Below are 18,688 nucleotides of genomic sequence, written 5' to 3' on the forward strand. Positions count from 1 at the left end.
CGGACGGGCCTGCGCGGAGCGGCCCGGGCCCGTCCGGCGGCCCTGCGTCACCGGCGTACCCGACGCTCCGCGAGCCCGGCGAGTGCCCGCAGCACCCGGGAGCGGCCCGCCCGTGGCACGGTCCACAGCACCTGGCCGCGGACACCCCATCCGGCGAGCAACGCGTTGGACGCCAGGAAGCCGGTGGTGGCGGCGCGTTCCATCAGGGCCACGGGCAGGTCGCAGCGCAGCCCGTCGCCGGCCAGCGTCAGCCACGGGTGCGGGGTCCGCACGGTGGGGCGCCGGTGGTGGGTGCCGACCGGGAAGAGCGGGCAGTCCGAGCGCCACTCGTGCCGGGCGTCGACGACGCGCGCCTCCCGGGTCTCCGGGTAGATCCGCCGCAGCTGACCGAGCAGCGCGTCCTGCACGCCCTCCCGGTCCGCGTCGGGGCCGACGGCGTAGGCGTGCAGTTCCACGACCGAACCGGTGTTCTTCGCGGCCCAGCGGGCGGCCTCGCCCTCGTAGCGTTCCAGGACGCTGATGTTGTCGAGGCCGTCGTAGCCGCTGGTGCCGAGGAAGCCGGGGCGGTCGGCGTGGACGGGCCGGTCGAGCCAGAGCCGCGAGACGAGGAACGGCGGTGCGGTGCGCAGGGCGGCGATGCCGTCGCGCCAGGGGGCGGTGCCCAGGCCGGGCGAGGCGGCGACGACCCCGCGCAGTCCCCCGGTGTCGAGGGCGAGCACCACCGCGTCGTGCCGGTCGGTGCCGGTGCCGGTGCGCACCTCGGCGCCGCCGGTGCCGACGGGCACCACACCCAGGACGGCCGTGCCGGTGCGGACGGTCGCGCCGAGGCGCTGGAGGTAGTCTCCGAGCGGCTCCCACAGGGCCTGGGGGAAGGGCTCGTCGGGCACGTCGAAGAGCAGCCCCTCCGAGGAGCCGAGGAAGTAGATGTGGAACATCAGCATCAGTTCGGCGGCGGACAGTTCGCGCGGGTCGGCGAAGAAGCTGCGCGAGAACACCTCGAAGGCCAGGTGGTGCGCGGCCTCGGGGAAGCGGATGCGCTCCAGGAACTCGGTCGCGCTGACCTGGTCGAAGCGCGCGTACACATCGGGCACGCGCACGTCCGTCAGCGGCAGTGCCGCCCGCGCGTCCAGGGCGGCGAGGTCGCGGCGGCCGAAGGTGGGGCTGAGGGCGACGAAGCCGAGGGCGCTGAGGGGCGGAGTGCGCGGGACGCGGGCGAAGCTGTCGGTCAGTCCGCCGCTGTGCCGCAGGGGGTAGTCGGGCAGCGGCGTGAGGCGGCTGAGGGCCGGGTCGGTGCGCCGTAGCAGGCCGCGCAGGTTGTAGTACTGGCGGAAGAAGGCGTGGAAGCCGCGGCTCATGGTCACCTCGGTGCCGTCGGCCAGCCGGGTGGGGTGCCCGGCGAGGCGACCGCCGAGGGCGTCCTCGCGTTCGTAGAGGGTCACCCGCGCGCCGCGTTCGGCCAGTCCGGTGGCCGCGGCGAGTCCGGCGATGCCGCCGCCCACCACGGCGACGGACGGCGCGTCCCCCGGCGCGAACCGGTCCCGGCCGGGCGCGGGCATCAGGACCTCGGCCTTGCGGTCGCGGCCGCGGCGGGCGGCCTCACGGGTGCTCATCGGGTGGCCTCCCCGGCCGTGGCCACGAACGTGTGCGTGATGCCGGTCTGCCATCCGGCGAGGGGCAGGGCCCGCGCGCCCGTGAACCCGGCCCGCGTCAGCCGCCCGGTGAACTCGGCGGCGGTGTCGAAGTCGAGCACGCTGTGCCACAGGTGCCGGTACAGGGACCTGTCTCCGGTGAGCGTGCCCGCCGGGATGATCACCCCCTGGCACACGGCCGTCCACAGCGCCCGGTGCGCGGGCGAGCCGCCGAGGCTGTACTCGTGGACGGCGAGGCGCCCGCCCGGCCGCAGCAGGGTCCGCACCGTGCCGAGGACGCCGTCCGGGTCGGAGACGTTGCGGAACAGATAGGCGGCGAAGACCGCGTCGAAGGGGCCTTCGCCGGCCGCGTCGAGTTCCTCGGCGCTCAGGTGCAGGAACCGCACGCTGTCGGGCCACGGCTTGGCCAGCGCCCGGCGCAGCATGCCCGCGGAGGCGTCCACGGCGGTGATCCGCGCCCGGGGTGCGGCCCGCAGCAGGGCCCGGGTGGAGGCACCGGTGCCGCAGCCCAGGTCGAGCAGGTGCAGTCCGGCCCCCTCCCCGGGGAGCCGCAGCCGGCGGGCCGAGCGCAGCAGGTCGGCGCGGTACCCCGGGTTGAGGCCGGTGAGGCGGTCGTAGGTGCGGGACGCGTGGTCGAAGGCGTGGGCCAGGTCGCGGTCGCGCAGCAGGGTCATCGGGGGCTCTCTCCGGTTCCTGGGGCGGGGTGGGGGCGGCGGGGCAGGAAGGGCACTTCGAGTGCGGTGCGGAGCATCGGGCCCACGGGGGTGCGCAGTCCGATGCCCCACTCCTCCCGGACCGAGGTGGCTCCGTCGAGGAAGCGCAGCAGGCGCTGTGGGGGCGTACGGCGGAACAGGCCGGTGAAGAACGCGGGGCCGTCGATCCGCCCGGTGTCCAGGGCCCGCAGCAGCACGGCGTCCATGGCGAGCGCCCGGCGCCCGTGCGGTGCGGGCACGCTGCCGCGGCCGTCCCGCAGGGCGGCGGCGATGGCACGGCTGTGCCGCTGCACGGCCGCGAAGGTGTAGCCGGTGGCGGGGCGGGTCGCACCCCCGGCCGTCCCGATGCGGAAGACGGCCGCTCCGGCCCGCCTGGGGAAGCGGGCGTCGGTCATGGGGATGACGCCCTGCTCGGCCGTGTCCACGGTGAACTCGCCCAGGCGCAGCACCTCGCGGGCGTAGTGGCCGAGCGCCGCCTCGTAGGCCGCGGTGGTCAGTGGGGTCCGGGAGAACTCGGTGTACTCGACCAGCGCCCGGTCCGGGGCCAGCGGCAGGACGTAGCCGAAGGCGAGCCCGTGCCGCGGCTGGGGGACCCGGAAGTCCATGAGGTCGGCCACCGCCGGGTCGAACCGGTCGGTGCGGGTGCGCACGAACCAGCCGCGGAAGTGCTGCAACAGCCGCGTCCGGGCCGGGGGCAGGGCGCGCAGGGGCCGTGAGTCGAACACGTACCGGGAGCGCAGCGTCAGCGGGCGGCCGTCGGCCGCGGTGCAGCGGACCTCCGCGCCGCCGGGTACGTCGCGCACCGAGTCCGCCGTGGCCCGAAGGAGCCGCCCGCCGGGCGAACGCTCCAGCCGGGCGTGCACCAGTCGCTCGAACGCCGTGGACCGCACCATGCGGTAGCGCGAGGGGGCCGGGTCGACGGTGATCGGGCCGCCGTCGGGGCCGTGCACCCGCAGCAGGGGCCAGGTGGCGGTGACCGCCTCGTCGAAAGCGTCGTCACCTCCGCCGGCAGCGTCGTCGCCATCATCGCCGTGGTCCCAGTAGCACCAGGTCCGCTCCGCAGGGCGCGCGGGACCGTCCGGCGGCTCCACCACGGTCACGGTCGCCACGCCGGTCTCGACCAGACGGTGCGCGAGGCTGAGACCGGCGGCTCCGCCCCCGACGACCACCACGTCCGACGTGCCGACGGGCCCCTGGCTCACCGGGCCCACCACGCGCCGCTCATCTCCGTACCCCGCTCCCGGCCACCCGGCCGGTCGACTGTGTGTTGTGTTCCGTGACCGCTTCGGGCCGACGGCCGTCTTCGGATGCAGCGGGGCCCCGTTCGGACGCAACCGGCCGGAGCTACCGCGACACCACCGATTCCAGAACCGCGACGGCCTCGGCCAGCCCTGTCGGACGCGGCAGGCCGGTGACGGTCCGGCCGCTCCAGCCGGGCCCGATCGTCAGGACCACCGGCTTGCGGCGGGCGCCCCGCACCCCCCACTCCATCGCGGCCACGTGCTGGGCCAGCGGCCGGCTGGCGGTGGTCCGGGACTGCGCCCACAGCCCCACGGCCGCCGGCCCGGTCCTGCGTACGGCCGTGACCAGGGACTCCACGGGCAGGGCCCCGCCGAACATGCGCACCGGCAGCCCGCGTTCGGCCAGCGCGGCGGCCAGCACCTCCAGGGGCAGCGTGTGGTTCTCCCCCGGCACACAGGCGAGCACGATGGTCGCGCCCGGGCGGTCGGCGGCCGAGGGCGGGGCACCGCGCCGCAGCGCGCCGGAGACGTGCCAGGACAGGAAGTGCTCGACCTCGACGTATCTCTCGCCCGAGCTCTCCCACTTGCGGCCGACCGCCTGGAGGGTCGGCATGATCACCTCGGTCCAGGCGGCGACCAGCCCGTGCTCGAGGATCGCGGCCTCGAGCAGCTCGTCCAGCGCGGCGGCGTCGAGGCGCAGAGCGGCACGGGCGATGCCCTTGCACTCCTGACGGACGTCACCGAGGCGCAGTCCGCTGCCCGCGCGGCTGCGGGTGTGAGCGGGCGGCAGCGGTGGCGCGTCGGAGGGCCGGCGGGCCGGGGGCTGCGCCTGTGGGGGCGTGTCCGGTGATGCCGGGGCGGTCATCGCAACCGATTCGGCCACCTGCGTCGCTTCGCCGAGCACCGTGCGCGCCGCCTCGGCGGGCGGTATCCCGGTCGCCGTCAGGGCGCACATCCGCTCCAGCCGTGCCACGTCCGTCGCCGTCCACCGCCGGTGCCGGCCACCGGTGTGGGCGTCGGGGCCGAGGCCGTAGCGGCGGTCCCAGGTGCGGACGGTGGTGGGTGCGACTCCCAGCCGCCTGGCCACCTCGCCGGTGGTCAGCCCGCCGCCGAGCGGGACGCCCCCGCGTCCGCGGTCCTCACGGTCCCGTTCGTGTGTACCCATACCTCCGACTGTACGACGCACAAACGACGCATGTTGAGATGCGTCGTTTGTGCGCCGAACACTGGCTTCGAGCGCATGGTCGCGGCTCCGCACAGCGCGACCGGTGCGGTTCGGCAGACGGCCTTCCGTCCCCGCGCGACGCACTGCAGGAGGAACCAGGCCATGATCACGAACACGCGACTCACCACCCCCGCCGCGTCCACCGCGCCCGCGGAGGAGACGCGGTACGAGGAGGAGCTGGCCCGTGGCCTCGTCGCCGCCGACGAGGAGGCGTTCGCCGCGATCTACCGGCGCTGGGGCTCGCTCGTCCACACCATGGCCACCCGACTGCTCGGTGACACCTACGAGGCGGAGGACGTGACCCAGCAGGTCTTCCTCGGCGCCTGGCACGGCCGGGGCGGATTCCGTCCCGAACGGGGCCCGCTCGGCGCCTGGCTGGTCGGCATCACGCGCCGCAAGATCGTCGACGCCCTGGCGGCGAGGACGCGGCGGCTGACGCTGATCGACTCGGCCGGCCGCGCCGCGGACACCACCGGGCCCGACGAGGCGGCACCGGACCGCGTCCTGGACCGGGTGCTGCTGGTCGACGCCCTGGCCCGGCTGCCGCGGCACCAGCGGGAGGTGCTGTGCATGGCCTTCTACGAGGACCTGACCCAGGCGCAGATCGCGGAGCGGACCGGCATGCCCCTGGGGACGGTCAAGAGCCACGCCCGTCGCGGCCTGCACCGGCTGCGCCTGGTGATCGAGCAGCCCCCGGTCCTCGGCGCGGACCTGTAGCGGTGACGCCGTACGCGCATCCGCGGCGGCCCCCACACCTGAAACAGGACTGAGACTCCGCACCGTACGGAGACTCCGTTCGAAGGGATGATTCCCATGACCTCTCACACCCGCATCGCCCTCGCCGCCTCCGCCGGTGCCTGCGCCCTGGCCCTCGGCGTCACCGCGCCCGCCTTGGCCGACCAGGAGGACAAGGCCATGGTGTCCGTCTTCCACGGCATCCCCGGCATGACCGTGGACGTGTACGCCAACGGCGACGAACTGATCGGCGACTTCAAGCCCGGCACGGTGACGGACCCCACGTCCCTCGACGCCGGGACCTACGACATCCAGATCTTCGAAGCGGGTCAGGGTCCCGACGGAACCCCGGCCCTGGAGAAGAAGATCGAGGTGCCCGACGGCGCGAACGCCACGGTCGCCGCCCATCTCTCGGCCGACGGCAAACCGCAGTTGACGGCCTTCACCAACGACGTTTCCCAGGTCGACGCGGGCAAGTCCCGTCTGACGGTCCGCCATGTCGCGGCAGCGCCCGCCGTCGACGTCCGGGCCGGCGGACAGCCGGTCTTCAGCAACCTGACCAACCCGAAGGAGGACACCGCCGAGGTCGACGCGGGCACGATCAACGCCGATGTGGTGCTCGCCGGTACGGACACCGTGGCCATAGGCCCGGCCGACCTGAAGCTCGGCGAAGGCACCAGCAACGTCGTCTACGCCTGGGGCAGCGCCGAGGACAAGAACCTGGCCCTGGCGACCCAGACGTTCAGCGGCATGGCGTCCTCGCCCCGTGGCGTCCCCGCGGGCGGCAGCGGTGCCGCCGTCGCGCCGAACTCCTCCGACCTGGGGCCGGCTTTCGCCGCCGGGGCCGGAGCGGTCGCGGTGACGGGCCTGCTGGTGGCCCGCCGGGTCGCCCGCCGACGTGGCTGACGGCACGCGGCGGCTGACCGGACCGATGGTGGCGGCTGCCGCTCTGGCAGCCGTCCTCGGTTTTCCGCCCACGCCGTCGGACCCGGCCGCGCCTCCGGCCGACTTCGCGGCGGAGCCGCTGGAACACGGGCCGACGGCGGCCCCGACGACACCCCCCGACGCACCGGCCGCTGTCCCGGCGCAGGACCCACCGCCCCGTAGCGTGCTCGCGCCCCGCGTGGGCCTGGACGCCCGGATCAGTCCGGTGGGCGTGACGGCCCGAGGGGACATGGCCGTCCCCGACGACCCGTCCGTGGCCGGCTGGTACCGCCACGGCCCCGCGCCGGGCAGTGCCCGGGGTTCGGCCGTCCTCGTCGGGCACGTCGACACCGACACCGGAGCCCTCGGCGAGTTCCTGGCGCTGTACGACGTGCGGCGCGGAGACCGGATCGAGGTGCGCCGCGCGGGGGACGAGCCGGTGACCTACCGAGTCGTCTCCCGGCTCACCGTGCCGAAGGAAGCCCTGCCCCCTTCGACGTTCCGCCGCTCCGGCCCCCCGGCCCTCACCCTCATCACCTGCGCACCGCCGTACGTCCCCGAGCAGGGCGGCTACGCATCGAACCTCGTCGTCACGGCGGAACCCGTCGGGAGGACGCAGTGGCCCACGTAGAGTCCGCACTCCTGGTGGAACTGGCGCTGAACAACGCCACCCCGACCGACGCCGACCCCGAGGCTCTGCGCCACATCGAACACTGCCCCCGCTGCCGCGACGAACTCCGAAGCCTGACCCGCTTGGTGACGGCGGCCCGCACCGCCCAGCTCGTCGACCTGCCGACGGCGCCCCCGGACCGCGTCTGGCAGCGGATCAGCCGGGACGTCTCCGGTGCCCCGGGCACCCCCCGGCCGCCCGCACCCGCCCCGGACACCAGAAGGCGAGTGCTCCTCGCCCTACTGGCTCTCGCTGCCGCCGCCGGCATCGCCGTCGCCCACCGGTACCTGCACGAGCGCGCGGAGCTCGTGCAACGCGGGGTTGTCCGCCAGGGCCGGATAGCGCAGTCCGAGGTACTCCACACCGTCGGTGACGAATGACCGGACCCCGGAGATGTATGCGTCGAACGAGCATCGGGGACGGGGCGTCGGAGCGTTGTACGTAGAGGTGAACTGCACCTGATCGCCCACGAGTTCCAGCCGGATGACGTAGGTGTTCTCCGTGAAGTCGATCTCCGCCGACCCAGCGGCCCGCAGGCTGTGCAGCGAGTGCGCCGAAGTGAACATGATGTCGGTCAAGGGAGGCCGAGCAGCCGAAAGGAAGGCGTGGCCTTCCACGATGAAGTCGACCGGGTACTCGAAGAATCCGTAGCGCAGATCCGTCGCGCTGAGAGCCGCCAGGTCGACGCGGCCGGCCTGCCAGGCCCGCTCCCAGCCGGACCCGATGTCCGAGCGGCTGTCGGGCGTGAACTTGATCTCCAACGACCGGGAACGCGGAAGGGGTCCGCTCGCCGGAGCCCGACCCCCTCCGTCCTGCCGGCGAACGGTCATACGTTGAAGCGGAACTCCACCACATCCCCGTCCTGCATCACATACTCCTTGCCCTCCATCCGCGCCTTCCCCTTCGCGCGGGCCTCCGCCACCGAACCCGTCTCCACCAGGTCGTCGAAGGAGATGACCTCCGCCTTGATGAAGCCCTTCTGGAAGTCGGTGTGGATGACACCGGCCGCCTCGGGGGCCGTGGCGCCCTTCTTGATGGTCCAGGCGCGGGATTCCTTGGGGCCGGCTGTGAGGTACGTCTGGAGACCCAGCGTGCGGAAGCCGACGTGGGCCAGGGTCGCGAGGCCCGGCTCCTCCTGGCCGACGGACTGGAGGAGCTCCAGCGCCTCGTCCTCGTCGAGCTCGGCGAGGTCCGCCTCCAGCTTGGCGTTGAGGAAGATCGCCTCCGCCGGGGCGACCAGGGCCCGCTGCTCGTTCTTGAAGTCCTCGTCGGTCAGCTCGTCCTCGTCGACGTTGAAGACGTAGAGGAACGGCTTGGTGGTGAGCAGGTGCAGGTCGTGCAGGAGCTCCTCGTTGCCGGAGCCCTGGACGATGCCCGCGGAGAACAGCGTGTCGCCCTTCTCCAGGATCTCCTTGGCCTCCTCGACGGCCTTGACCTTCGGCGCGATGTCCTTCTTGATGCGCGACTCCTTCTGGAGGCGCGGCAGGACCTTCTCGATGGTCTGCAGGTCCGCGAGGATCAGCTCGGTGTTGATCGTCTCGATGTCGTCCTTCGGCGAGACCTTGCCGTCGACGTGCACGACGTTCTCGTCCTTGAAGGCGCGGATGACCTGGCAGATCGCGTCGGACTCGCGGATGTTCGCGAGGAACTTGTTGCCCAGGCCCTCGCCCTCGGAGGCGCCGCGCACGATGCCGGCGATGTCGACGAAGTCGACCGTGGCCGGAAGGACCCGCTGCGAGGAGAAGATCTCCGCCAGTTTCGTCAGGCGGGGGTCGGGGACGCCTACCACGCCCACGTTGGGCTCGATCGTGGCGAACGGGTAGTTGGCCGCCAGCACGTCGTTCTTGGTCAGGGCGTTGAACAGGGTCGACTTGCCGACATTCGGCAGACCGACGATTCCGATCGTGAGCGACACGTTGCGACTTCCCGTGAGTGGAGGGCCAGGGGGCCAGGGGACCGGCCGATCCACCAGTCTACGGCGTGTCCGGAACCACCCGGGCGACGTATCGAACGCTTGGCCAAGCCGTGGCCGACGGCGTGTCTGACGGCCTATTCGGCATATTGAACGACCTAAGTTGGTGCGGTGGAGCAATACAGGACGCGATCTCCCCAGTACGGACCGCGACGGGACCGGCCCAGGCCGCCCCGGCAACCCGTGCCGTCACAGGCGGGACGGGGAGCGGGGGGCGAGCCCGTGCGCGCGGCCCGGCCGCCGGGGCCGCGGCGCCGCCCGGTGCCGGTACGACGGCCCGCGCCCGCTCCGGCACCCGCCGCGGGAGGGCTGCCGAACCCACGGCTGACCGGCCTGGGCAGCGGGCTGTTCTGCGCGGTGGTGATGTTCCTGCTCGGCGCGCTCTGCTCGGCGCTGTTCGGGGCGTCCCTGACGGCGTACGGCGTGCTGTTCCTGCCGGTGAGTGTGCTGACCGCCCTCTGGGTGCGCCGGGGGGACCTGATGACCGCGCCCGTGGTGGTGCCGATCGCGTTCGCCGTGGGGCTGCTGCCCGTGGCCGACGGCGAGGACGGGACCGGCGGCACGCTGATGGGCTTGGTCACGGCACTCGCCACGCAGGCCGGCTGGCTGTACGGAGGCACTCTCGTCGCCGGGCTGATCGTGATCGTGCGGCGGATCCGGCTGGTGCACCGGCGGCGAACGGCAGGGAGCCGGCCGCCGGTCTGACCTCTCCTGGTTCGAGGGGGCGCCGGCCCCAGGCCCGGCCCCGTCCCCGGGGCGGGCGGCCCGCGCGGATACCGCTAGTGCCCGGCCGCCCGCATCGCCGCGCCGACGATCCCCGCGTTGTTCTGCAGCTGCGCCGGGACGATCTCCGCCTTGATGCCCTCGATGTGGGGGAGGAACTTGTGGGCCTTGCGGCTGACGCCGCCGCCGATGATGAACAGCTCCGGCGAGAACAGCATCTCGACATGGGCGAGGTACTTGGTCACACGGTGCGCCGCCCAGTGCTCCCACGTCATGTCGTGATCCTCGCGGGCCTTGCTGGAGGCCCGCTTCTCCGCGTCGTGCCCGTCGAGCTCCAGGTGGCCCAGCTCGGTGTTGGGGACGAGCACGCCGTCGACGAAGAGCGCGCTGCCGATGCCGGTGCCGAGGGTCAGCAGGATGACCGTGCCCCGGCGGTCGCGGCCGGCGCCGAAGTGCATCTCGGCGACGCCCGCCGCGTCCGCGTCGTTGACCACCGTCACCGGCAGTCCGCCCAGCCGCTCGCCGAGCAGCGCGCGGGCGTCGGTGTCGATCCAGCTGTCGTCGACGTTGGCCGCCGTGCGGATCGTGGCTCCATCGGTGACCACGCCGGGAAAGGTGACCCCGATCGGGCCCGTCCAGCCGAAGTGGTCGACGACCTGCTTGACGCCGTCGGCCACCGCGTCGGGCGTGGCCGGATGCGGGGTGAGGACCTTGTGGCGCTCCTGCGCGAGGTCGCCCTTGTCCAGGTCCACCGGGGCACCCTTGATCCCGGATCCGCCGATGTCCACTCCGAAGATCTGCATGGCCCTACGTTACGACGAACGACTGACAGTCACAGGCCGGACAGCGGTGCTGCCCGGCCTGTCCCCGATCACTCCCCGGAATTTTCACCGGTCCCGGCGCCACCGCGCTCGGCGGCCAGGGTCGCGGCCTCCTCGCGCAGGTCGCGGCGGAGCTCCTTGGGCAGGGAGAACGTGATGGACTCCTCGGCCGCCTTGACGATCTCGACGTCCTCGAAGCCGCGCGTGGAGAGGTACTCCAGGACCTGCTCGACCAGGATCTCCGGGACGGAGGCGCCGGAGGTGACGCCGACCGTGGTCACGCCCTCCAGCCAGGCCTCGTCGATCTCGTCGGCGAAGTCCACGAGGTAGGCCTCGCGGGCGCCGGCGATCTTGGCGACCTCGACGAGCCGCTTGGAGTTGGAGGAGTTGCGCGAGCCGACGACGATGACCAGCTCCGACTCGGCGCCCATCTGCTTCACGGCCAGCTGGCGGTTCTGCGTGGCGTAGCAGATGTCGTCGCTGGGCGGGGAGATGAGCTGCGGGAACTTGTCCTTCAGGGCGTCGACGGTCTCCATGGTCTCGTCGACGGACAGGGTGGTCTGGGAGAGCCAGACGACCTTGGAGGGGTCGCGGACCTCGACCTTCGCCACATCGCCCGGGCCGTCGACGAGCTGGATGTGGTCGGGGGCCTCGCCGGAGGTGCCGATGACCTCCTCGTGGCCCTCGTGGCCGATCAGGAGGATGTCGTAGTCCTCGTCCGCGAAGCGGACGGCTTCCTTGTGGACCTTGGTGACCAGGGGGCAGGTGGCGTCGATGGTGGCGAGCTTGCCGCGCTCGGCCTCCTCGTGGACGACGGGGGCCACGCCGTGCGCGGAGAACATGACGATGTTCCCCGGGGGCACTTCCTCCGTCTGCTCGACGAAGATCGCGCCCTTCTTCTCCAGGGTCTGCACGACGTACTTGTTGTGGACGATCTCGTGCCGGACGTACACCGGAGCGCCGTACTGCTCCAGGGCTTTCTCGACGGCGATCACGGCGCGGTCCACACCCGCGCAGTAGCCACGGGGGGCGGCGAGCAGGACACGGCGGCCAGGCGAAGCAGACATGCGTCCCATCGTAAGGCCGCGTTCGGCGGGTCAAAGATCGCGTGCGTGTGGAGTCGCCGGGAAGACTGACATCGCGCGGCGCGAGTGATGTACAGCGGGAGCGGAGGCGCGATGTCCGAGTCCGGCGCTCAGGCCCGTACGGCCGAGGGGGAGCCCGCGCTGCGGCGCAGTCTCGGCTTTCGTGACCTGGTCGTCTACGGGCTGCTGTTCATCGCGCCGATGGCCCCGGTGGGGGTGTTCGGCACGCTGGACGCCAAGTCGCACGGCGCGGTCGCGCTGGTCTACGTCGTCGCCACGGTCGCGATGGCGTTCACCGCGTTCAGCTACGCGCAGATGGTCCGGGTGGTCCCCCAGGCGGGTTCGGTGTTCGCCTACGCGCGTGCCGGGCTCGGGAACGGGGCCGGGTTCGTGGCGGGCTGGATGGCGATGCTCGACTACGTCCTGATCCCGGCGGTCGCCTATCTGTTCTCCGGGGTCGCGATGAACGCGCTGGTCCCGGAGGTGTCGCGGTGGGTGTGGACGGCGCTGGCGGTGGTCGTGACGACGCTGCTGAACCTGTGGGGCGTACGGGCCGCCGCCCGGGTGGGCTTCCTGGTGCTGGCGATGGAGGTCGTGGTCCTGGTCGTGTTCGTGGCGTCGGCGCTCGTGGTGCTGGCCCGGGACGGCACCGAGCGGGACTGGCTGTCGCCGCTGACGGGGGACGGTTCGCAGGGGGCGTTCGCGCTGTCGGCGGTGCTCGGGGCGGTGTCGGTGGCGGTGCTGTCGTATCTCGGGTTCGACGCGATCGCCTCCTTCGCGGAGGAGGTCACGGGCGGCTCGGCGAAGATCGCGCGGGCGCTGCTGTTCTGCCTGGCGCTGGCGGGTGTGCTGTTCATCGCGCAGACGTACCTCGTGGCACTGCTGGAGCCGGTGTCGTCGGCGCGGCTGGCGGCGGAGCCGGGGCGGCAGGGGTCGGCGTTCTACGACACCCTGGACGCCTCGGTCGGCACCTGGCTGCACGACCTGGTCGCGGTGAGCAAGGCGATCGGTGCGGCGTTCGCGGCGCTGGCGGGGCAGGCCGCCGCGGGCCGGCTGCTGTTCGCCATGGGACGTGACCGGCGGCTGCCGCGCGTGCTGTCCCGGACGAGCGACGGGGTGCCCCGGGTGGCACTGCTGTGCGCGGCCGTGGTGACCCTGGTGGCGGCGGTGTGGGCGGCCCGCCACGACGACGGCATGGACCAGCTGGTGTCGGTGGTCGACGTCGGCGCGCTGACGGCGTTCACGCTGCTGCACGCGAGCGTGGTGGGCTGGTTCGCGGTCAAGCGCCGGGACGGCCCGGTGATCTGGTGGCGCCATGTGCTGGCTCCGGCGGCGGGAGCGGCGATCACGATCGCCGTGATCGTGGAGGCGTCGGGAACGGCCCAGGTGGTGGGCGCGGTGTGGCTGGTGGTGGGGTTGGCGGTGCTGGCGGTGCTGGCGGTGCTGGCGGTGCAGGGAAGCCGGCGGGCGGTGCCGCCGCCCCCGTGAGGTGCCGGTGCCGGCAGGGCGGTTGAGCCGGGTTGCCGGTGCCGCCCACTACCCTCGCGGCATGGCTGTGAACACGACTCCGGAAGCACCGCTGCCCGTCGGCGAGGTGTCGCGGCTCATCGGGGGCTGGATCGACCGGCTCGGGGCGGTGTGGGTCGAGGGGCAGATCACGCAGTTGTCGCGGCGGCCGGGCGCGGGTGTGGTGTTCCTGACACTGCGGGACCCGTCGTACGACATCTCCGTCGGCGTCACCTGCTACCGGCAGGTGTTCGACGCCGTCGCGGACGTGGTGAGCGAGGGCGCCCGGGTCGTCGTCCTCGCGAAGCCCGAGTGGTACGCCCCGCGCGGCCAGCTGTCACTGCGGGCCGCCGAGATACGGCCCGTCGGGGTCGGTGAGCTGCTCGCGCGCCTGGAGCAGCTGAAGAAGGCCCTCGCGCGCGAGGGGCTGTTCGCGGCGGAGCGCAAGAAGCCGCTGCCGTTCCTGCCGCAGCTGGTCGGGCTGGTCTGCGGACGGGCCTCGGCCGCCGAGCGGGACGTCCTGGAGAACGCCCGGCACCGCTGGCCCGCCGTCCGCTTCGAGGTGCGCAACGTCGCGGTGCAGGGCGTGCACGCCGTGCCGCAGGTCGTGCAGGCCGTGAAGGAGCTCGACGCGATCGACGACGTGGACGTGATCATCGTCGCCCGGGGCGGGGGCAGCGTGGAGGACCTGCTGCCGTTCTCCGACGAGCAGCTGATCCGGACGGTCGCGCAGTGCCGTACGCCCGTGGTGTCCGCCATCGGGCACGAGCCGGACAACCCGCTGCTGGACCAGGTCGCCGACCTGCGCGCCTCCACCCCCACCGACGCCGCGAAGAAGGTCGTGCCGGACGTCGGCGAGGAGTACGAGCGGGTGCGGCTGCTGCGGGACCGGGCGCGGCGGTGTGTGGCGGCGCTGGTGGAGCGGGAGGAGCGCGGGCTGGCGCACGCGCTCGCGCGGCCGTCGATAGAGGATCCGCACCGGATGATCGACGCGCGGGCCGACCAGGTGGCGGACCTGCTCGACCGGGGCCGGCGCTGTCTGCGGCACCAGCTCGACCGGGCGGACTCGGAGCTGGCGCACACGCACGCGCGCGTGGTGGCCCTCTCCCCCGCCGCGACCCTGAAGCGCGGGTACGCCGTGTTGCAGAAGGCGGACGGGCACGCGGTCCGCGACCCGGGCGAGGTGGAGGCAGGCGAGGCCCTGCGCGCGCGGGTCTCCGAGGGTGAGATCTCCGTACGAGTGGACACATAGGGTGGGTGGATGACCAGCGAGGTTGATGAGACACCGGGCGCCGGCGAGGCGCTCGGGTACGAGCAGGCGCGGGACGAGCTGATCGAGGTCGTCCGGCGCCTGGAGGCGGGCGGTACGACGCTGGAGGAGTCCCTCGCGCTCTGGGAGCGCGGCGAGGAGCTCGCCAAGGTGTGCCGGCGCTGGCTGGACGGGGCCCGGGCGCGGCTGGACGCGGCGCTGGCGGAGGAGGCCGCGGGGGACGGGGATGCCGAGTAGCCCTCCGGCTGACCCTGCGTGATCCGCTGGACGTTCCACTGTGAAGCGGATCACCATGCCCCGAGTTTGGTTGAACGTTGAACTTCATTCGCGTACGGTCGAAGACGTCAACCGATCTTCCGGACCGACCGTCGCGAGAAAGTGCATTCATGTCCCTCGTTCTTGACCCCGCCGCCCAGGACCTGCTGTTCCGCGAGGCCCGATCCGCCAACACCTTCACCGACGAGCCGGTGACCGACGAGCAGGTGCAGGCGATCTACGACCTGGTCAAGTACGGTCCGACCGCCTTCAACCAGACCCCGCTGCGCATCACCCTGGTCCGCTCCCCCGAGGCGCGTGAGCGCCTGGTGGCGCACATGGCCGAGGGCAACCAGCCCAAGACGGCGAGCGCCCCGCTGGTGGCGATCCTCTCCGCGGACAACGAGTTCCACGAGGAGCTTCCGCAGCTGTTCCCGGCCGCCCCGCAGATCAAGGACATCTTCTTCGCCGAGCGCCCGGCCCGCGAGAACGCCGCCGCGCTGAACGCCGCCCTCCAGGCCGCGTACTTCATCGTCGGTGTCCGTGCCGCCGGTCTCGCCGCCGGCCCGATGACCGGCTTCGACTTCGAGGGCGTCCGCAAGGAGTTCCTGGACGACGACCACACCCCGCTGATGGTCGTCAACATCGGCCGCCCCGGACCGGACGCCTGGCACCCGCGCTCCCCGCGCCTGGAGTTCGACCAGGTCGTCACGACGGTCTGAGCCGCCCCCGCGGACGCACATGAGGAAGGCCCCCGGCATCGACGCCGGGGGCCTTCCTCACGTGCGTTCACTTCGTCTGCAGCGCCTCGGCCATCTTCGTCAGCTGCGCGAACGACGCGGTGCCCGTCACGACCGTCGTCGAGCCCTTGGTGCCCTCCAGGACCAGCGCGTCGTACCGGCCGCCCTCGTAACGGGTCCAGGTGCCGTCGCCGATCTTCTCGGTCTTCCCGGTCTCCTGAGCGCCCTGCGTCGCCTCGTCGAGGAAGACGGGTCGCCGCTGAGTGGACTGCTCGACCGCCACGTACTCCCCCTCGGGATCGTGGAAGCCGAGGTGCCAGGCGTCGAACTTGTCGCCCCGGAAGCGGACGGAGGTGGCCTTCCATGCGTCGGGCAGGCCCTGGGGCGCGGCCACGGGGTAGGAGGCCGCACGGCGTGCCGTGAGCAGCTCGACGCGGTAGTCGACGGCCTTCACATCGGGCGCGCTGTCGTCGTGCGGGATGAAGAGGTACACGAAGCCCGCTACGAGGACGATGATTCCCATGGAGAGGATCATGTCCCGCGCCGTCTTCTGCTTGCCGTTCTCGCCTGCCACGCCCCCTATCGTCGCAGGTCCCTGCCGCGCTCATCCGTGGGGGCCCCTGCTCATTTTGCGGACTCGGAGATATATTCGGGCGACACACCCTCATCCGGCCGTCGTCGTACAGAAAGGTGCGCTCCGATGACCGAGCACCATCACTTGCCTTCCGAGCTCGATGTGCCCTCCGAGGCCCCCGACCGCAACCTCGCCCTGGAGCTCGTCCGGGTCACCGAGGCGGCGGCGATGGCCGCGGGCCGTTGGGTCGGGCGGGGTGACAAGAACGGCGCCGACGGTGCCGCGGTGCGCGCCATGCGCACCCTCGTCTCCACCGTCTCGATGAACGGCGTCGTCGTCATCGGCGAGGGCGAGAAGGACGAAGCCCCGATGCTGTTCAACGGGGAGCGCGTGGGCGACGGCACCGGGCCCGAGTGCGACATCGCCGTCGACCCGATCGACGGCACCACGCTGACGGCGAAGGGCATGACGAACGCGATCGCGGTGCTGGCCGCCGCCGAGCGCGGGTCCATGTTCGACCCGTCCGCCGTCTTCTACATGGACAAGCTCGTCACCGGGCCGGAGGCGGCCGACTTCGTCGACATCAACGCCCCGGTGGCGGTGAACATCCGCCGGGTCGCCAAGGCGAAGCGGTCCGCGCCGGAGGACGTGACGGTGGTGATCCTCGACCGGCCGCGGCACGAGGGCATCATCAAGGAGATCCGGGAGACCGGGGCGCGCATCAGGCTGATCTCCGACGGCGACGTGGCCGGCTCGATCCTGGCGCTGCGCGAGGGCACGGGTGTCGACCTGCTGCTCGGCATCGGCGGTACGCCGGAGGGCATCATCTCGGCCTGCGCGGTGAAGTGCCTGGGCGGCACGATCCAGGGCAAGCTGTGGCCCAAGGACGACGAGGAGCGGCAGCGGGCGATCGACGCGGGGCACGACCTCGACCGCGTGCTGACGACCGAGGACCTCGTCACCGGCGAGAACGTGTTCTTCGTGGCCACGGGCATCACCGACGGGGAGCTGCTGCGGGGGGTTCGCTACCGGGCGGAGACCGCCACCACCGACTCGATCGTGATGCGGTCGCGGTCGGGCACGGTCCGCCGGATCTCCTCCGAGCACCGGCTGAGCAAGCTGCGTGCTTACAGCGCGATCGACTTCGACAAGGGCAAGTAGCCCCGGGGCGAAGCAGGCCGGGCCCGCGAGCGGAGCGCCGGCACGACGAAAGGGCGTCCCCGGTGCGGTGGGGACGCCCTTTTTCGTCGCGCTCGTTTCGGGGTGCTCGGGTGGTGATGCTCGTGTTGTGGTGCCCGTGTCGTGGGGTGCCTGTTTCGTGGCGCCGGGCCGTCAGCCTGCCGCCGCTATCTGGTTCGCCGGGCGGGCCGTCTTCTTCAGCTCCATGTCGCGGCGGCGGCGCCGGGCCAGGACCACGCGGCGCTCGGCGGCGGTGAGGCCGCCCCAGACGCCGTAGGGCTCGGGCTGGAGCAGGGCGTGTTCGCGGCACTCGACCATCACCGGGCAGCGGGCACAGACCCGTTTCGCCGCTTCCTCCCGGGACAGCCGCGCGGCGGTCGGCTCCTTGGAGGGGGCGAAGAACAGTCCGGCCTCGTCACGTCGGCACACCGCCTCGGTGTGCCACGGGGCGTCTTGGTCCCTGTCTCGCGCTGGCACCCGCGGGGCCGGAACGGCAGCTACCTGCACGGACGAATGCGGCGGTTGCAGCACGGTCTACTCCTGACGACGGCTTCGCGAGCGAGAGACGATGCAGCAAGGCCTACCCGCTGTACGCGCGCCTATGCACTGAGTTCCGAACCGCCGGATTCGGGGGATTCGCGACTGTCAATGCCCCAGGTGTTTGCGCAAACTCCTGTCGACCTTGCGGTGCACCCGGTCCAGGATGTCCGCCACGACCTTGCCCCGCTTCGGCCGCGCCTCGACGCTGCCGAGGACGGCCCAGCCGTCGACATAGACGATGGGGGCCTGCGGTTCGCCCGAGTCGAGGGTGGCCACCTCGAAGCTGCCGAGGACGCCGCCGCCCGTGCCGCGCAGCGACACGTTCTCCGGGACGCGGATGTCGACACTGCCGAAGATCGCGAACGACTTGACGACGACCTGCTGGTGGTCGAAGAGGGCCTCGCTGAGGTCTATCTCGACACTGCCGAAGATCGCGTACGCGTGGATCCGGCGGCCCGCGCGCCAGCGGCCCTTGCGGACGGCGCTGCTGAAGACCGCGACCACGTTGTCGTCCGCGTCGATCGGGATGGCGCCGGCCGTGGGGCGCAGGGGGGCCGGGGCGTGGGCGGGGCCGGGGCCCTGGCGGTGGGCCGCGGGCAGATCCCGGATGAAGACCTCCAGCTCGCCGACGGTCTTGGCGCGCAGGACCCCCTCGACGCGCTCGGCGTGCTCGTCCGCGGTGAGGCGACCCTCGGCCAGGGCGTCGTGCAGGATGTCGGCGATGCGGTCGCGCTCGGCGTCGGAGGCGCGGAGCTCGGAGCCGGCGGGCTCCTGCTTCTGAAGGTCCTGCTTCGAGAGGTCCACGGCAGCAGCGTACCGAAACACGATAGATCGCGACACCCCTGGTTCGCGGCCGAGTGTGACGA

General features: G+C 72.5%; 20 protein-coding genes. 9 read left to right on the forward strand and 11 right to left on the reverse strand.

The genetic code is table 11. From position 1 onward, the window contains the following. Positions 1–47: 47 nt before the first annotated feature. From IE153_RS25285 to IE153_RS25300, 4 genes are all read right to left on the reverse strand, one after another. The gene (locus IE153_RS25285; RefSeq protein ID WP_189592116.1) at positions 48–1,610 is read right to left on the reverse strand and encodes an FAD-dependent oxidoreductase; all 1,563 of its coding nucleotides are present in this window, start codon (positions 1,608–1,610) and stop codon (positions 48–50) included. After that, positions 1,607–2,323 (reverse strand): class I SAM-dependent methyltransferase, encoded by a 717-nt coding sequence (locus tag IE153_RS25290; RefSeq protein WP_189592117.1) that lies wholly within the window; start codon positions 2,321–2,323, stop codon positions 1,607–1,609. Before IE153_RS25290 ends, IE153_RS25285 begins: the two co-directional genes overlap by 4 nt. Beyond that, the gene (locus IE153_RS25295) at positions 2,320–3,564 is read right to left on the reverse strand and encodes a lycopene cyclase family protein (RefSeq protein WP_229829157.1); all 1,245 of its coding nucleotides are present in this window, start codon (positions 3,562–3,564) and stop codon (positions 2,320–2,322) included. Before IE153_RS25295 ends, IE153_RS25290 begins: the two co-directional genes overlap by 4 nt. Positions 3,565–3,706: 142 nt before the next feature. Continuing rightward, positions 3,707–4,768, reverse strand: a complete 1,062-nt coding sequence (locus IE153_RS25300; RefSeq protein ID WP_189592118.1) for a MerR family transcriptional regulator — start codon at positions 4,766–4,768, stop codon at positions 3,707–3,709. A gap of 162 nt (positions 4,769–4,930) precedes the next feature. Between IE153_RS25300 and IE153_RS25305 the strand changes: the two genes are divergently transcribed. The 3 genes from IE153_RS25305 to IE153_RS25315 all read left to right on the forward strand — a co-directional run bounded on the left by IE153_RS25305 (position 4,931) and on the right by IE153_RS25315 (position 7,118). After that, a complete protein-coding gene (locus IE153_RS25305; protein WP_189592119.1) occupies positions 4,931–5,545 on the forward strand; it encodes a sigma-70 family RNA polymerase sigma factor in 615 nt (204 codons plus the stop codon). Positions 5,546–5,641: 96 nt separating this feature from the next. Beyond that, on the forward strand, positions 5,642–6,469 hold the full coding sequence (locus IE153_RS25310; RefSeq protein ID WP_189592120.1) for a DUF4397 domain-containing protein: 828 nt from the start codon (positions 5,642–5,644) through the stop codon (positions 6,467–6,469). Next, complete coding sequence (locus IE153_RS25315; protein ID WP_229829158.1) at positions 6,462–7,118, forward strand: class F sortase; 657 nt, start codon at positions 6,462–6,464, stop codon at positions 7,116–7,118. The genes IE153_RS25310 and IE153_RS25315 overlap by 8 nt, the downstream gene beginning before the upstream one ends. A gap of 278 nt (positions 7,119–7,396) precedes the next feature. On the opposite strand, the gene IE153_RS25320 is transcribed toward IE153_RS25315, so the two are convergent. Further along, positions 7,397–7,918 (reverse strand): hypothetical protein, encoded by a 522-nt coding sequence (locus tag IE153_RS25320; protein WP_189592121.1) that lies wholly within the window; start codon positions 7,916–7,918, stop codon positions 7,397–7,399. Between the two features lie 65 nt (positions 7,919–7,983). Further along, positions 7,984–9,072 (reverse strand): redox-regulated ATPase YchF, encoded by a 1,089-nt coding sequence (gene ychF / locus IE153_RS25325; RefSeq protein WP_030842729.1) that lies wholly within the window; start codon positions 9,070–9,072, stop codon positions 7,984–7,986. A 168-nt stretch (positions 9,073–9,240) separates the two neighbouring features. Here ychF and IE153_RS25330 point away from each other — a divergent pair, with 168 nt between their 5' ends. Beyond that, positions 9,241–9,834 (forward strand): DUF6542 domain-containing protein, encoded by a 594-nt coding sequence (locus IE153_RS25330; protein WP_189592122.1) that lies wholly within the window; start codon positions 9,241–9,243, stop codon positions 9,832–9,834. A gap of 74 nt (positions 9,835–9,908) precedes the next feature. Here IE153_RS25330 and ppgK read toward each other — a convergent pair whose 3' ends face one another. Together ppgK and IE153_RS25340 are read right to left on the reverse strand one after the other, a co-directional pair. Then, positions 9,909–10,655, reverse strand: coding sequence for a polyphosphate--glucose phosphotransferase (gene ppgK, locus IE153_RS25335; RefSeq protein WP_189592123.1), 747 nt, complete (start codon positions 10,653–10,655; stop codon positions 9,909–9,911). A 68-nt stretch (positions 10,656–10,723) separates the two neighbouring features. After that, positions 10,724–11,749 (reverse strand): 4-hydroxy-3-methylbut-2-enyl diphosphate reductase, encoded by a 1,026-nt coding sequence (locus IE153_RS25340; RefSeq protein WP_189592124.1) that lies wholly within the window; start codon positions 11,747–11,749, stop codon positions 10,724–10,726. 102 nt (positions 11,750–11,851) lie between these two features. Here IE153_RS25340 and IE153_RS25345 point away from each other — a divergent pair, with 102 nt between their 5' ends. The 4 genes from IE153_RS25345 to IE153_RS25360 all read left to right on the forward strand — a co-directional run bounded on the left by IE153_RS25345 (position 11,852) and on the right by IE153_RS25360 (position 15,511). Beyond that, positions 11,852–13,246 carry an APC family permease gene (locus tag IE153_RS25345; RefSeq protein ID WP_189592125.1) on the forward strand — a complete coding sequence of 465 codons (1,395 nt, stop codon included), beginning with the start codon at positions 11,852–11,854 and terminating at the stop codon, positions 13,244–13,246. A 61-nt stretch (positions 13,247–13,307) separates the two neighbouring features. Further along, positions 13,308–14,516, forward strand: a complete 1,209-nt coding sequence (xseA, locus tag IE153_RS25350) for an exodeoxyribonuclease VII large subunit (RefSeq protein ID WP_189592126.1) — start codon at positions 13,308–13,310, stop codon at positions 14,514–14,516. Positions 14,517–14,525: 9 nt separating this feature from the next. After that, positions 14,526–14,771: an exodeoxyribonuclease VII small subunit gene (locus IE153_RS25355; protein ID WP_189592127.1), complete on the forward strand. Its 246-nt coding sequence runs from the start codon at positions 14,526–14,528 to the stop codon at positions 14,769–14,771. 149 nt (positions 14,772–14,920) lie between these two features. Continuing rightward, the gene (locus tag IE153_RS25360; RefSeq protein WP_189592128.1) at positions 14,921–15,511 is read left to right on the forward strand and encodes a malonic semialdehyde reductase; all 591 of its coding nucleotides are present in this window, start codon (positions 14,921–14,923) and stop codon (positions 15,509–15,511) included. A gap of 67 nt (positions 15,512–15,578) precedes the next feature. Here the strand turns inward: IE153_RS25360 and IE153_RS25365 are convergent, their stop codons facing one another. After that, positions 15,579–16,103: a DUF4245 domain-containing protein gene (locus tag IE153_RS25365; protein WP_189592129.1), complete on the reverse strand. Its 525-nt coding sequence runs from the start codon at positions 16,101–16,103 to the stop codon at positions 15,579–15,581. A 126-nt stretch (positions 16,104–16,229) separates the two neighbouring features. On the opposite strand from IE153_RS25365, the gene glpX reads away from it, so the two are divergent. Next, on the forward strand, positions 16,230–17,264 hold the full coding sequence (glpX, locus tag IE153_RS25370; protein ID WP_189592130.1) for a class II fructose-bisphosphatase: 1,035 nt from the start codon (positions 16,230–16,232) through the stop codon (positions 17,262–17,264). 171 nt (positions 17,265–17,435) lie between these two features. On the opposite strand, the gene IE153_RS25375 is transcribed toward glpX, so the two are convergent. Together IE153_RS25375 and IE153_RS25380 are read right to left on the reverse strand one after the other, a co-directional pair. Beyond that, positions 17,436–17,813: a WhiB family transcriptional regulator gene (locus IE153_RS25375; RefSeq protein WP_031103048.1), complete on the reverse strand. Its 378-nt coding sequence runs from the start codon at positions 17,811–17,813 to the stop codon at positions 17,436–17,438. 114 nt (positions 17,814–17,927) lie between these two features. Next, a complete protein-coding gene (locus IE153_RS25380; protein ID WP_031103047.1) occupies positions 17,928–18,626 on the reverse strand; it encodes a DUF1707 SHOCT-like domain-containing protein in 699 nt (232 codons plus the stop codon). Positions 18,627–18,688: the final 62 nt, after the last annotated feature.

This window comes from Streptomyces massasporeus, assembly GCF_014648995.1.
GTDB classification, from domain to species: Bacteria; Actinomycetota; Actinomycetes; order Streptomycetales; family Streptomycetaceae; genus Streptomyces; species Streptomyces massasporeus.

Excerpts from the sequence above, each read along its gene's own strand:
- IE153_RS25305 (WP_189592119.1), top strand. The coding sequence starts at position 4,931 with ATGATCACGAACACGCGACTCACCACCCCCGCCGCGTCCACCGCGCCC.
- IE153_RS25360 (WP_189592128.1), top strand. The coding sequence starts at position 14,921 with ATGTCCCTCGTTCTTGACCCCGCCGCCCAGGACCTGCTGTTCCGCGAG.
- IE153_RS25310 (WP_189592120.1), top strand. The coding sequence starts at position 5,642 with ATGACCTCTCACACCCGCATCGCCCTCGCCGCCTCCGCCGGTGCCTGC.
- xseA (WP_189592126.1), top strand. The coding sequence starts at position 13,308 with ATGGCTGTGAACACGACTCCGGAAGCACCGCTGCCCGTCGGCGAGGTG.
- IE153_RS25290 (WP_189592117.1), bottom strand. The coding sequence starts at position 2,323 with ATGACCCTGCTGCGCGACCGCGACCTGGCCCACGCCTTCGACCACGCG.
- glpX (WP_189592130.1), top strand. The coding sequence starts at position 16,230 with ATGACCGAGCACCATCACTTGCCTTCCGAGCTCGATGTGCCCTCCGAG.
- IE153_RS25345 (WP_189592125.1), top strand. The coding sequence starts at position 11,852 with ATGTCCGAGTCCGGCGCTCAGGCCCGTACGGCCGAGGGGGAGCCCGCG.
- IE153_RS25300 (WP_189592118.1), bottom strand. The coding sequence starts at position 4,768 with ATGGGTACACACGAACGGGACCGTGAGGACCGCGGACGCGGGGGCGTC.
- ppgK (WP_189592123.1), bottom strand. The coding sequence starts at position 10,655 with ATGCAGATCTTCGGAGTGGACATCGGCGGATCCGGGATCAAGGGTGCC.
- IE153_RS25285 (WP_189592116.1), bottom strand. The coding sequence starts at position 1,610 with ATGAGCACCCGTGAGGCCGCCCGCCGCGGCCGCGACCGCAAGGCCGAG.
- IE153_RS25355 (WP_189592127.1), top strand. The coding sequence starts at position 14,526 with ATGACCAGCGAGGTTGATGAGACACCGGGCGCCGGCGAGGCGCTCGGG.
- IE153_RS25340 (WP_189592124.1), bottom strand. The coding sequence starts at position 11,749 with ATGGGACGCATGTCTGCTTCGCCTGGCCGCCGTGTCCTGCTCGCCGCC.